Consider the following 12127-nt stretch of genomic DNA (forward strand, 5'->3'; position numbering starts at 1 on the left):
TGGCGCCAACGAGCGGTGCTGAGTGGTTTGCTGCCTTTGGCCGCGATCGGCGTTCTTATTAGTGAAGTCAAGTGTGTTGGTCCAGTTCAGCTATGGCCCGCAGGTAGCTGTTGACGACCTACATCACTGTTGTCTGAACAGCTTGGAAACGGAGTCTGCGACAGCACGGCCGAGAGCGAGAGGAACGCCATTGCCGATCTGACGAGCAATCGAGGATCGGTCCCCAAAGAACTGCCATTCATCGGGAATACCTTGCAGGCGGGCGCCTTCCCGCAGAGTCAAAACACGATGCTCTGTCGGATGAACGTAGCGGCCCTTTGATGCATTCTGGAAGGAGCAGCGCAACGTATTTGCGGGCGCGTCTAGTTCCATCCGTCCCCATACGTCAGTCGCCTGTGCGCCCATCCGAAGCCAGGAAGGTGGGCAGAGTTCCGGCGCGTGGCGCATAACGTCACGCTTATCTCCGTTCCGTGGAATGACTTTGAAGCGAGCCAGCGCTAGGTTTCCTGGAGCCGGGGCGACATGCAGATCCCGACCGCTGGGCTTTGAGGGCAAGCCAGCGAACGCTTCGCGTACCGTTCGGTGGCGCTTCATCGTTGGGATAGGGCGCTCAGGAAGGCCAATGCGGGAGAAGATTGCGAAAGCTCGCACGCGTAGCTGGGGCGCACCGAAGTCTGCTGCATTCAGCACCCAATGTGTGGACTTGTAGCCTTGACGATGCATCCGGCGTCGCAGTGTTTCCCAGTAGCGAGATTCCAAGAAGGGCGGCACGTTCTCGACAACCACGACATCGGGCTTGCTGGAGGCTGCCCAATCGGCGACGCATAGCGAGAGAGAGTTTCGCTCGTCGAAGTGATCGCGCTTCCCTAGGGAAGGTCTGATCAAGTCCACGGATGGCCGCTCTGAACGTTGAACACGCACGCTGAAGGAGGACCAACGATGAGCCAGATCAGTTTTTCGGATGCCGAGCATGCAGGCAAGAGGAAGAAGACGCGCCGGGAAGTCTTCCTTGCCGAGATGGAACTGGTCGTGCCTTGGAAGGCGCTACTCAAAGTCATCGAACCACACTACCCGGTGGCGGGGCGAGGACGCCGACCGTATCCGCTCGAAGCGATGCTTCGTGTGCACTTGATGCAGAACTGGTTCGCGTTGAGCGATCCGGCGATGGAGGAAGCCCTGTACGAGATCACCTCGCTGCGCACGTTCGCAGGCCTGGGCATGGAGTCGATTCCCGATGAGACGACGATCCTGAACTTCCGCCACTTGCTGGAGGCCAGCGATCTGGCGGAGGACATCTTCAAGCAGGTCAACGCCCACCTGGCCAGGAAGGGGCTGCTTCTGAAGAGAGGCTCCATCGTGGACGCCACGATCATCGCGGCGCCCAGTTCGACAAAGAACGAGAGCGGCGAGCGAGATCCGGAGATGCACCAGACGAAGAAGGGCAACCAGTGGCACTTCGGGATGAAGGCGCACATCGGCGTGGACGCGGACTCGGGGCTGGTGCACACGGTGACGACCACGGCCGCCAACGAGGCAGACGTGGAGCAGGTGAGCGACCTGCTGCACGGCAAGGAGAGCGAGGTGTGGGCAGACTCGGGCTATCGCGGAGCACAGAGTCGGGTGAAGCGCAGCGTGCAGTGGCACATTGCAGGCAGGCCCAGCGACATGGCGAAGATGCCCGAGGGCCGAGCCAAAGCCAGAGCGCGCAAGCAGGAATACCAGAAGGCCAGCATCCGGGCAAAGGTGGAGCATCCGTTCCGGGTGATCAAGCGGCAGTTCGGCTTGGCGAAGGTGAGGTTCAGGGGGCTGGCCAAGAACACGGCGCATGTGATCACGCTGTTTGCACTGTCGAACCTGTGGATGGCCAGGAAGAAACTGATCGCGATGCTGGGACAGGTGCGTCTGCAGACGGCATGAAGGGCCGCAGGGCCTCTCAAACGCATGGGATGCTCGGTGAGACGAGCCTGTGAGCGCAACGACCAAATACGCGCGCTCGCCATCAAGCCAATTTACGACTTGATCAGACCTTCCCTAGCGTGCTGAAGCCCTGGCACGGAGGTCCTGCAAGCAAGATGCTGCACGGGATGCCCTCGCAAACCTTCCTGGCATCAATGTGCATTGCATCCGCACCCACGTTCGCCGCATAGGTGGCGCGTGCGCGTGCATCGGCTTCCACGGCCAAGCGAGCATGAAATCCGAAGTCTCGAAACGCCTGGCCCAGCAATCCTGCGCCTGCGAAGAGTTCGATCGAGCGGATTGGAGATTGATGATTCACGAAATGAATCATATGCCTTATGCTTCAAGCATGCAACAAGTAAAGCCTATGGAGGCTGCCAGCATTGTTTTGGATGCCCGCACGCGCCTAGGAGAAAGCCAGCGTGCCTTTGCGGCGCGCCTGGGCACGGCGCAATCCCTAGTATGCAAATACGAGCGCGGGGATGTGTCGCCTCCTGCCTCGGTTCTGATTCAATGTATGAATCTGCTTCAGATGCGTCCAGCAGACGTAAGTTCCGACGAGCTGGTGGCGTTGGTCAAGACTCGCCTGAGCGGCGATCAGATGGCTGCCGCGCGCCAGGCCGTAGCAAAGCTCATTCAGTGCCTTCCTGGGCACTGAATGGGCCAAGCAATGGGGGCCCGGCTTCTCAGGCTCCTGGACACGAACCCCGACAACTATTTGCTTTCGGCGGCGGCCGGTTCCGTGATTGCGGTCGCAGCCTCGATGGTCGCAGGGGAGGTCGGGCTCTCTACTTCGTTTTCCTTCAGCTCGCGCTCAAATGCATCAATCGCGTCGGAGTGAATAGTCTGGGCACGTTGCAGGAGTTGTTCGAGCCCGAGAACCTCCCAGGCTGTTTGTGCCGTCCACTCGCTCTTGATGGCGTACAGCAGATCCCGTTCACCGGCGGCTCGTGTGTCAGGATTTGGCATGGCTCCGATCAGGTAGCCGTGGACTGTGACCTTCTGCTTGAGTTCGTTTTCGATGAACTCTTCGACGCGGCGCATGTAGCTCTTGAGTTGCCCGAGATGCGTAATCGTCAAAGGGATCGTGGGCGATTTAAATTCGACGATCGTGACGACGTGCGGAGATGCCGTGTCTGACATAACAAACACTAGGTCGGGGCGATCAAGATCCTTTTTTCCAGCCTCGTCGACTAGGGTGTGGAAGTGGTCAACCTTGAGCCGCTGAGCGAGCTTGCTGGCCAGCTTGTTCAGGTCTTCGTCACTGGTTAGATACTTCGAATATTCGGGCTTTATCAGCCAGGGCTCATCCTTGAATAGCTGATGCAGGTCGGCCTCGATGCCCTTCTGCTTCCATAAGTCCTCACCCTTCTCAATCAGCTTGCGCAAACTGATAATTCCAGACTTCCTGCCGCGATAGAGCTTGAGAGCGTCACTACGCTCGATTTCAGCCAGCTCAAGCAGCTCGCCTGCGACCTGATGGACGGTTCTCGGATCTGTCTGCAGTTCAATAAGCCGGATCAAAACTTCGCCAGCGTTCACGGAGTTGACTACGAGCGGCGCCAACTCCTTGAACTCAAGGCTATCGGTGCCGTGACGCAGGGCAATGGTTCGAAGGAGTTTTCCAGCAGGCGCCCTGCTCCGTTTCGGAAGGTTCTCGATGATCTTGTTCATCCGCGAGCCTTCTTCGTTGGCCTTGATCTCTGCATCGACTTTGGCTTCCCTATGCTTTGCATGGGCCGCAAGTGCTGACTTCATCAGGTCGGACACGTGGGTCAAGATCGCCTCGACCACGTCGTTGTCTTCTCGAAGCTGTGTGCGATTGGTGTTCACGAAATCAACACCCAACTGATCCAGCGTGTCGGCCACCACAACGCACTCCAGGTAATCCTGAGCGTGGAAGTTGTGCATGCCGGTGCCGAGCTTGAACAGCGATGGCCCCGCAGCAAGCCTCTTGTTGCAATAAATTCGGGCGCCGCGTTTTCCGGCTGGCAAATGCTGCCCAGGCTTACGGAATCTCACCGCGTACTGAATGGGGAGGGTGCCGACGTCCGGAATGTTGACGAAGTCGGCGACAAGACTGCCGGACGTGGCTGCCACCTCAGGGAATACGAAATCGAAATCCACCACTGGCGGCGCAACAGGTGTGCCGTTTAGGGAGATAAGGAAATCCTCAGGCTCGATGCCGTAGAAGGCTTCAGCGAGAGTCGCGGTGATCTTGTCTGCCGACGAGCGCACTGCGTCTGGCTTGAGGCCTTTGAGCGTGATTGTTGTTCCGGACGCGTCCGTGTCAGGGTCGTCCTCATAGGTGGCTGGAATCTTGATTTCGCCGAGGTTGGGGGCGTTAGGGAAGGTCTGATCAAGTCCACGGATGGCCGCTCTGAACGTTGAACACGCACGCTGAAGGAGGACCAACGATGAGCCAGATCAGTTTTTCGGATGCCGAGCATGCAGGCAAGAGGAAGAAGACGCGCCGGGAAGTCTTCCTTGCCGAGATGGAACTGGTCGTGCCTTGGAAGGCGCTACTCAAAGTCATCGAACCACACTACCCGGTGGCGGGGCGAGGACGCCGACCGTATCCGCTCGAAGCGATGCTTCGTGTGCACTTGATGCAGAACTGGTTCGCGTTGAGCGATCCGGCGATGGAGGAAGCCCTGTACGAGATCACCTCGCTGCGCACGTTCGCAGGCCTGGGCATGGAGTCGATTCCCGATGAGACGACGATCCTGAACTTCCGCCACTTGCTGGAGGCCAGCGATCTGGCGGAGGACATCTTCAAGCAGGTCAACGCCCACCTGGCCAGGAAGGGGCTGCTTCTGAAGAGAGGCTCCATCGTGGACGCCACGATCATCGCGGCGCCCAGTTCGACAAAGAACGAGAGCGGCGAGCGAGATCCGGAGATGCACCAGACGAAGAAGGGCAACCAGTGGCACTTCGGGATGAAGGCGCACATCGGCGTGGACGCGGACTCGGGGCTGGTGCACACGGTGACGACCACGGCCGCCAACGAGGCAGACGTGGAGCAGGTGAGCGACCTGCTGCACGGCAAGGAGAGCGAGGTGTGGGCAGACTCGGGCTATCGCGGAGCACAGAGTCGGGTGAAGCGCAGCGTGCAGTGGCACATTGCAGGCAGGCCCAGCGACATGGCGAAGATGCCCGAGGGCCGAGCCAAAGCCAGAGCGCGCAAGCAGGAATACCAGAAGGCCAGCATCCGGGCAAAGGTGGAGCATCCGTTCCGGGTGATCAAGCGGCAGTTCGGCTTGGCGAAGGTGAGGTTCAGGGGGCTGGCCAAGAACACGGCGCATGTGATCACGCTGTTTGCACTGTCGAACCTGTGGATGGCCAGGAAGAAACTGATCGCGATGCTGGGACAGGTGCGTCTGCAGACGGCATGAAGGGCCGCAGGGCCTCTCAAACGCATGGGATGCTCGGTGAGACGAGCCTGTGAGCGCAACGACCAAATACGCGCGCTCGCCATCAAGCCAATTTACGACTTGATCAGACCTTCCTTAGCCAGCTCGGCAGAATCAAGCGTGAAAATCGTAGCGAAGTTATCGCCGGCGCGCTTGGTCTTGACGATGACTTGGCCAGCGATTCCGAAGCCGGCGAGCTTGCCCAGGCCCTTGCGGCCCATCACTGCGCGTTTCCCGCCTTCGGACTTGAGATTGGTTTCTTGGCCGGACGCGTCTGCTCGACGATGTCGATTAATTGGAAGGAATTTTTGGGCAATGTCGGCAGGGCTCATACCGTGGCCGTAGTCGCGAATCTCGATGGAGAGTTCGCCGGGCAAAGTTTTCTTGTATAGCGACACATCCGGAGGCGCAATGCTCATGCCGGATATTGCTGTGACAGGCGTGTCGTGGGCCGCACTGCTCGATGGCGTGCCAACGCTGGTCTTCTTTGCTTCTGCTTCAGTCTTCTTGGCCTCAGCCTTCGCCTTTTTGTCCGCTTCTTTCAGTGCGAGCCGTTGTGTTTCGATTTCATCAAATGGAATAGTGATTTCGACTTTTGGGGCATTGCTGTCGTAGGAATTCGCCACGAACTCGACGAGGCACTTTCCTAGCGTCGTATACATGTTGATCCCGAGAGCCTCCAACATGCCCCCTTGGATAGCGAGACTGAATTCGTCAGGTTTCTTGTTTGTTGTCGCCATGAATCTCACCTTGCATCGCCGTGGTTGATCCCGATGAACGGCCGTGGCGCGATTGTGTTAAACGCTTAGTCCAGCGCCCCACCGCAGGATGACAACCCGGCTGGGCGCACGCTTGCCCGCCATGGCGGGTGGCGCATCCTACATCGTTGGGGTTGACGAGATGGTCAAGCTATCGTGTGTCGGGCCCTTATATTTAGCGCCAGCTTGGCCGTGTCGGCAACCAGCCCTTCGGACTTCTGCTTGTCACTGCTCGTCCCTCACAAAAGAAGCTCAGTGGTGCGTCCCCGCATGTCCGACTGCGATCCGCAGCAGCGGTCAAGCTGCCAGCGTCACAGCTGCGCCCACTGTGCCCAGGCCATCGGGAGCTTTCGGCGGCGAAATAGGTAGGGGCCCGCAGGCCAGGGGACATTCGCGCAGGTAGTCTGCGCACGCGCCCTGAACAACGAGCAGCTCTAAACAGCCTGCTTGTGCCGCTCGATGCAGACGTCCAGAGTCTCGCTTCCAGGCCGCTGCCACCAATCGAGATTCGAAAAGATCTCCACCTCGCTGAACCCCGCAAAGCCCGCATCCTCCACCCACCCGCGGATCTTCTTCAACTCGACCACGCCATCCCCCATCATCCCGCGGTCACTCAGCAGATCGCGCGTAGGCGTGAGCCAGTCGCAGACGTGGTACGCCAGCAGGCGCTCGCGGCCGGCGCGGGCGATCTGTTGCTGCAGCTTCGGGTCCCACCACACGTGGTAGATGTCCAGCGCCACGCCGAGCATGCCGCTCCTGCCCGCGTCGAGTTCGTCGCACAGGTCGAGCGCGTGCTCGAGCGTATTGATGCACGCGCGGTCGGCAGCCTGCATCGGGTGCAAGGGCTCGATGGCCAGCGGCATGCCGACTTCGCGTGCGTATTCGAGCGACGCGGCGATGCCGTCGCGCACCTCGCTGCGCGCGCGGCCGATGTTCTTGTACGCGGCCTTGCCTTCGAGCGCGCCGGGCAGGGCGCCGACCACCAGCACGAGGCAGGGCGCATCAAGCGTCTTCGCCTCGTCGATGGCGCGGCGGTTGTCGTCGAGCGCGGCCTTCAGGCCGGCCGCGTCGGGCGCGGGGAAGAAGCCGCCGCGGCAATAGCCTGAGAGGCCGATGCCGTGCGCCTTCAGCTGCTTCGCAACCTTGTCGAGACCGACAGCCGCCACCTGGTCGCGCCAGGGGCTGATCGCACGGATGCCGCGTTCGGCGCACTGGTCGATGATGCGGTCCAGCGGCACCTCGGCGCCCGACTGCTTGCGCACCGTCGCGGTGTTGATCGACAGCCAGTCGTGGTTCTGCGAGAAATCGCGCATGCTCGTCTTCAGCCTTCCACGCCGTGCAGGGCCAGCAGGGTCTTCATGCGTCGCACCGCCAGCTCGGGCTGCTCCAGCAGGTTGGCGGCATCGGCCAGCCTGAACAGCTCCGCGAAGTGCTGCAGCGAGCGCGTGCTCTGCTGGCCGCCGACCATCGTGAAGTGCTTCTGGTGGCCGTTGAGCCAGGCCATGAACACCACGCCGGTCTTGTAGAAGCGCGTGGGCGCGGCAAAGATGTGGCGCGACAGCGGCACGGTGGGGCCGAGGATGTCGTGGAACTTCTTTTCGTTGCCCTGCGCCAGTGCGCCCAGGGCTGCGCTGGCCGCCGGCGCGATGGCGTCGAAGATGCCCAGCAGCGCATCGCTCTTGCCGTGCGTTGGTTCGCTGCCGAAGCCGTCGCCGGCGATCAGCTCGGCGTAGTTGAAGTCGTCGCCGGTGTACATGCGCACGCCAGGCGGCAGCCGGCGGCGCATCGCGATTTCCTTGTCCTTGTCGAGCAGGGAGATCTTGATGCCGTCGACCTTGTCCGGATGCGCCGCGATGATGCCCAGCGCGGTATCCATGGCCGCGTCGACATCGCTCGTGCCCCAGTAGCCTGCGAGCGCCGGGTCGAACATGTCGCCCAGCCAGTGCAGCACCACCGGCTGCTTCGCCTGGCTCAGGATGCGGTCGTACACGCGCTCGTAGTCGGCCGGGCTCTTCGCCACGCGGGCCAGCGCGCGGCTGGCCATCACGATCAGCTTGCCGCCCAGCGCCTCGATGGCGGCCATCTGCTCCTCGTAGCCGCGGATCACGTCGTCGACGCTCTTCACGCTGTCGATGTCCAGGTGGTCGGTGCCGCAGCCCGAGGCGACCAGCGCGCCGGGCACGTCCTTCGCTGCGTCTAGCGAGCGGCGGATCAGCTCCAGCGAGGTGGGCCAGTCCAGGCCCATGCCGCGCTGCGCGGTGTCCATGGCCTCGGCCACGCCCAGGCCCAGCGAGAACAGGTGGCTGCGGTAGGCGATGGTGGTGTCCCAGTCGACCGCGCACTGCAGCCACGGGTCGATGGCGGCCATCGGGTCGGCCACAACGTGCGCGGCCGAGTAGGCGATGCGGTTGAACTTCACGCCCGCATCGGGCTTCACCGGAACGGTGCCGCGCAGCGCGTAGGGCGCGAGCGTGCCGCCCGCGGTGGGAAGGTTCAGCGAGAGAGCCATGTCGCGAACCTCAGACCTTCAGCGCGGGCACGTCGACCCAGCGGCGGTCCTGCCACGACTCGAGCGCGGCCTCGACCAGCTGCACGCCCTTGGCGCCTTCGGGCAGCGTCCACTTGTAGGGGGCGTCTTCCACCACGTGGCGGATGAAGTGCTCCCACTGGATCTTGAAGCCGTTGTCGTAGACCTGCGAGTCCGGAATCTCCTGCCACTGGTCGAAGAAGTTCATGGTCTGCTTCTCGTCGGGGTTCCACACCGGGCGCGGCGTGGCCACGCGCGACTGGGCGCGGCAGCTCGAGAGGCCAGCCACCGCCGAGCCGTCTGTGCCGTCGACGTGGAAGGTCACGAGGTCGTCGCGGCGCACGCGCGTGACCCAGCTCATGTTGATCTGCGCGATGACGGGCTCGCCGTTGTGGCCGGTGAGTTCGCAGGTGGCGTAGGCCGCGTCGTCGGCGGTGGCCTCGTAGGGCTTGCCGGCTTCGTCCCAGCGCTTCGGAATGTGGGTGGTGCCCAGGCAGCTCACCGACTTCACTTCGCCGAACAGGTTGTCCAGCACGTAGCGCCAGTGGCACATCATGTCCAGGATCATCCCGCCGCCGTCTTCCTTGCGGTAGTTCCAGCTCGGGCGCTGGATGGGCTGCAGGTCGCCCTCGAACACCCAGTAGCCGAACTCCAGGCGCACGCTGAGCATGCGCCCGAAGAAGCCGGCGCGGCGCAGCATGTCGAGCTTGCGCAGGCCGGGCAGGAAGAGCTTGTCCTGCACGGCGCCGTGCTTCAGGCCCTTGGTCTTCGAGGCTTCCTCGGCCAGGCGTGCGATCTCGACGGCCTCGTTGAGGTTGGTGGCAATGGGCTTCTCGCAGTAGACGTGCTTGCCGGCGCGGATGGCCTTGGCCAGCAGGGCGGGGCGCATCTGCGTGGTGCCGGCGTCGAAGAAGATGGTGTCGTCCTTGTTCTCCAGCGCCTTGTCGAGGTCGGTGCCCCAGCGCGGGATGTTGTGTGCCTTGGCGAGCGCTTCCATCTTCTCGGCGTTGCGGCCGATGAGGATCGGGTCGGGCATGACCTTGTCGCCGTTCGACAGCGTGACGCCGCCCTGGGCGCGGATGGCGCAGATCGAGCGGATCAGGTGCTGGTTCATGCCCATGCGCCCGGTGACGCCGTGCATGATGATTCCTAGACGTTGGGTGGCCATCGTTTTCTTCCTTGGGTGCGAGAGATTGGTGCGGGCTGGACGCGCGCTTCAGTAGACGGAACGCATCGCGTCCCACGAGATGCCTGCGCCTGGCTTGCCGGTGGCGAAGCCGGGTGCGGCGGTGAGCGAGGACAGATCGAGCTGCCCTTCGCGGATGGCGAGGCGCGCTGCGCCGTCGCTGGTTTCGTAGAGGCTGGGGTGCAGCTTCATCAGCCCTTGCTGCTCGGCTTCGGGTGCCGCGGCAAGGCCGTTGACGTAGTGGTGGCCGTTTCGTTCCACGTGCGAAAGGCCCAGCCAGGCGACGAGCGCCAGGTCCTGCTGCACGCCGATGCCGGCCTGCATGGTGAGGTCTTCGCCGGAGAGGAAGTAGCGCGGCTTCTCCGCCGCCGCGTTCCACTGCGCGCAGCGCGCGGTATTGATGACCGACTTGTAGAAGTCCTTGCAGCTCTTGCTCGACACGCCGGTGTAGCCCAGCGCGCGGGCCTGCACGAAGGCATCGAGCGTGGCGTCCGATTCGTCGATGAGCAGCGGAATGCGCTTGCCCAGCGCGGACACGTCGCGTTGCAGCGCGGCATCGCGGCGGATCGGCTGTTCGACGAAGACTGTCTTCTGCGCGAGCTTCCACAGCACGGGCGTGGAAAGCATGCGGTCCAGGAAGGTCGCGAACGCATCGGCGTCCGCGTACTGCTCGTTGCCGTCGAGCGTCACGAGCTGGGCCTGGCCGTCGATCACGCGGGCGATACGCTGGAGCCGGTCGATGTCCTGCGCGGTGTTGCCGCACAGCTTGAGCTTGAAGTGCGTGTGGCCGTAGCGCTGCACGGCGGCTTGCAGCGTCGTGGGCAGGCCGTCGGCGGGCGCATCGGGCGAAGCGTCGCTGTCGTCGATGGCATCGGCCAGCCCGACGGTGTGCCGAGCCGCGATGCGGGTTCGCGGCGACTGCTTCGCCAGGAAGCCGGCCATGTCGAAGCCAGCGAGATCGTCGGCCAGGCCGCTGCCGGCAATGTCGATGCCGCAGAGGTTGCCGCTCATCGCCGCCGCAAAGCTCGTGCCGCTGTGCAGGCACAGCGCGTCGAGGAGGGCGCGGTCGATCAGCGCGGGGCCGTAGCTCGCCACCAGCGGCTGCAGGCCCTTGGCCCTGGCGCGCGACTGGAGCGCGGCATAGTTCGAGGCGAAGTGCGTCCACGCGGTCTGCGCGTCGGGCTCGGCGGTGTAGGCCTCGCGCGCGTCGCGCAGGGCGAAGCGCAGCTGCTCGAAGTTCTGTTCGTTGGTGAGCGCCGGGTTCTTGTCGAACCACTTCGGAATCATCATTTCCGCCGCGCAGCCCTCGGCCGTGCGGCCGTCGGCGAAGCGGATGCGCGCCTTCACGTAGACCTGCGGGCAGGCGGTGACGGTGGCCGCGCCGAAGCGGAAGGGCAGCCGCAGCGCCACGTTGCGCTCGGCGAAGCGGATCTCCTCGACGTGGAAACGGATCGCGTCCATGGCTCGCATCTGTTCTTCAGTGGTCCAGGATGCCCTGCGAATAGAAATGCGCGCGCACCAGCTTGGTGTAGGCGCCGAACTCGGGCGAGGACATGACGTCCAGCGTGCGCGGGCGCGGCAGGTCGATGTCGTACACGGCGGCGATGGAGCCGGGGCGCTCGCTCATCACCATCACGCGGTCCGACAGGAAGATGGCTTCCGGAATGCTGTGGGTGATGAGCATCACCGTCTTCTTCGACGTCATCCAGATGCGCTGCAGCTCCAGGTTCATCTTCTCGCGCGTCATCGCGTCGAGCGCGCCGAAGGGCTCGTCCATCAGCAGCACCGACGGGTCGTGCAGCAGGGCGCGGCAGATCGATGCGCGCTGCTGCATGCCGCCCGAGAGCTGCCAGGGGTACTTCTTCTCGAAGCCCTTCAGACCGGCCATTTCCATCAGCTCGCGGGCGCGGGCACGCGACGCCTCCGAAGGCAGGTGGCGCATCTCGGCCTGCAGCAGGATGTTGTCTTCCACGCTGCGCCAGGGAAGCAGCACCGCGCTCTGGAACACGATGCCCACGTCCTTCTGCGGGCCCTTGATCGGGTGGCCCGCCAGCGTGAGGCTGCCGCCGCTGATGGGCAGCAGGCCCGCCACCATCTTCAGCAGCGTGCTCTTGCCGCAGCCCGAAGGGCCGACGACGGAGACGAACTCGCCTTCCTTGATGGCGAAGTCGAGCGGTTTCAGCGACTCGACGGGGCCGTCCTTGCTTTGGTAGATCTTCGAGACGCCGCGCGCTTCGATCAGGTTGACTTGGGACATGGAATGCGTGAGAGGTGACTGCTGCGGAAA

12 protein-coding genes are annotated in these 12127 nt (G+C 63.0%); 3 read left to right on the plus strand and 9 right to left on the minus strand.

What is annotated here, in order from left to right; genetic code table 11:
- Nucleotides 1–123: 123 nt before the first annotated feature.
- Nucleotides 124–891 (minus strand): DNA cytosine methyltransferase, encoded by a 768-nt coding sequence (locus ABL840_RS13895; RefSeq protein WP_176947427.1) that lies wholly within the window; start codon nucleotides 889–891, stop codon nucleotides 124–126.
- Between the two features lie 48 nt (nucleotides 892–939).
- Between ABL840_RS13895 and ABL840_RS13900 the strand changes: the two genes are divergently transcribed.
- Nucleotides 940–1917, plus strand: a complete 978-nt coding sequence (locus ABL840_RS13900) for an IS5 family transposase (protein ID WP_418115967.1) — start codon at nucleotides 940–942, stop codon at nucleotides 1915–1917.
- A gap of 103 nt (nucleotides 1918–2020) precedes the next feature.
- Here the strand turns inward: ABL840_RS13900 and ABL840_RS13905 are convergent, their stop codons facing one another.
- Complete coding sequence (locus tag ABL840_RS13905; RefSeq protein ID WP_093308098.1) at nucleotides 2021–2287, minus strand: DNA cytosine methyltransferase; 267 nt, start codon at nucleotides 2285–2287, stop codon at nucleotides 2021–2023.
- Between ABL840_RS13905 and ABL840_RS13910 the strand changes: the two genes are divergently transcribed.
- Nucleotides 2189–2614, plus strand: a complete 426-nt coding sequence (locus tag ABL840_RS13910) for a helix-turn-helix domain-containing protein (RefSeq protein ID WP_143043087.1) — start codon at nucleotides 2189–2191, stop codon at nucleotides 2612–2614. The genes ABL840_RS13905 and ABL840_RS13910 overlap by 99 nt on opposite strands.
- Before the next feature lie 56 nt (nucleotides 2615–2670).
- On the opposite strand, the gene ABL840_RS13915 is transcribed toward ABL840_RS13910, so the two are convergent.
- Nucleotides 2671–4371, minus strand: a complete 1701-nt coding sequence (locus tag ABL840_RS13915) for a hypothetical protein (protein ID WP_093308100.1) — start codon at nucleotides 4369–4371, stop codon at nucleotides 2671–2673.
- 2 nt (nucleotides 4372–4373) lie between these two features.
- Here ABL840_RS13915 and ABL840_RS13920 point away from each other — a divergent pair, with 2 nt between their 5' ends.
- Complete coding sequence (locus ABL840_RS13920; protein WP_418115967.1) at nucleotides 4374–5351, plus strand: IS5 family transposase; 978 nt, start codon at nucleotides 4374–4376, stop codon at nucleotides 5349–5351.
- A gap of 92 nt (nucleotides 5352–5443) precedes the next feature.
- On the opposite strand, the gene ABL840_RS13925 is transcribed toward ABL840_RS13920, so the two are convergent.
- The 6 genes from ABL840_RS13925 to ABL840_RS13950 form a co-directional block, all read right to left on the minus strand.
- Nucleotides 5444–6109 (minus strand): ATP-binding protein, encoded by a 666-nt coding sequence (locus tag ABL840_RS13925; protein ID WP_093305193.1) that lies wholly within the window; start codon nucleotides 6107–6109, stop codon nucleotides 5444–5446.
- Between the two features lie 452 nt (nucleotides 6110–6561).
- Complete coding sequence (locus ABL840_RS13930; protein WP_093305192.1) at nucleotides 6562–7440, minus strand: sugar phosphate isomerase/epimerase family protein; 879 nt, start codon at nucleotides 7438–7440, stop codon at nucleotides 6562–6564.
- Between the two features lie 8 nt (nucleotides 7441–7448).
- Nucleotides 7449–8636 (minus strand): dihydrodipicolinate synthase family protein, encoded by a 1188-nt coding sequence (locus tag ABL840_RS13935; protein ID WP_093305190.1) that lies wholly within the window; start codon nucleotides 8634–8636, stop codon nucleotides 7449–7451.
- A gap of 10 nt (nucleotides 8637–8646) precedes the next feature.
- A complete protein-coding gene (locus tag ABL840_RS13940) occupies nucleotides 8647–9822 on the minus strand; it encodes a Gfo/Idh/MocA family protein (protein WP_093305188.1) in 1176 nt (391 codons plus the stop codon).
- Nucleotides 9823–9870: 48 nt separating this feature from the next.
- Nucleotides 9871–11301 (minus strand): enolase C-terminal domain-like protein, encoded by a 1431-nt coding sequence (locus ABL840_RS13945; protein ID WP_093305186.1) that lies wholly within the window; start codon nucleotides 11299–11301, stop codon nucleotides 9871–9873.
- Between the two features lie 16 nt (nucleotides 11302–11317).
- Nucleotides 11318–12097 (minus strand): ABC transporter ATP-binding protein, encoded by a 780-nt coding sequence (locus tag ABL840_RS13950; RefSeq protein WP_093202145.1) that lies wholly within the window; start codon nucleotides 12095–12097, stop codon nucleotides 11318–11320.
- Nucleotides 12098–12127: the final 30 nt, after the last annotated feature.

The organism is Variovorax sp. NFACC27, from assembly GCF_048301545.1.
In the GTDB taxonomy this organism is placed as follows: Bacteria; Pseudomonadota; Gammaproteobacteria; order Burkholderiales; family Burkholderiaceae_C; genus Variovorax; species Variovorax gossypii.

What these genes read in the sequence shown, in the direction of transcription:
- ABL840_RS13900 (WP_418115967.1), top strand. Translation starts at nt 940, where the DNA reads ATGAGCCAGATCAGTTTTTCGGATGCCGAGCATGCAGGCAAGAGGAAG.
- ABL840_RS13910 (WP_143043087.1), top strand. Translation starts at nt 2,189, where the DNA reads ATGAAATCCGAAGTCTCGAAACGCCTGGCCCAGCAATCCTGCGCCTGC.
- ABL840_RS13905 (WP_093308098.1), bottom strand. Translation starts at nt 2,287, where the DNA reads ATGATTCATTTCGTGAATCATCAATCTCCAATCCGCTCGATCGAACTC.
- ABL840_RS13920 (WP_418115967.1), top strand. Translation starts at nt 4,374, where the DNA reads ATGAGCCAGATCAGTTTTTCGGATGCCGAGCATGCAGGCAAGAGGAAG.
- ABL840_RS13925 (WP_093305193.1), bottom strand. Translation starts at nt 6,109, where the DNA reads ATGGCGACAACAAACAAGAAACCTGACGAATTCAGTCTCGCTATCCAA.
- ABL840_RS13930 (WP_093305192.1), bottom strand. Translation starts at nt 7,440, where the DNA reads ATGCGCGATTTCTCGCAGAACCACGACTGGCTGTCGATCAACACCGCG.
- ABL840_RS13935 (WP_093305190.1), bottom strand. Translation starts at nt 8,636, where the DNA reads ATGGCTCTCTCGCTGAACCTTCCCACCGCGGGCGGCACGCTCGCGCCC.
- ABL840_RS13940 (WP_093305188.1), bottom strand. Translation starts at nt 9,822, where the DNA reads ATGGCCACCCAACGTCTAGGAATCATCATGCACGGCGTCACCGGGCGC.
- ABL840_RS13945 (WP_093305186.1), bottom strand. Translation starts at nt 11,301, where the DNA reads ATGGACGCGATCCGTTTCCACGTCGAGGAGATCCGCTTCGCCGAGCGC.
- ABL840_RS13950 (WP_093202145.1), bottom strand. Translation starts at nt 12,097, where the DNA reads ATGTCCCAAGTCAACCTGATCGAAGCGCGCGGCGTCTCGAAGATCTAC.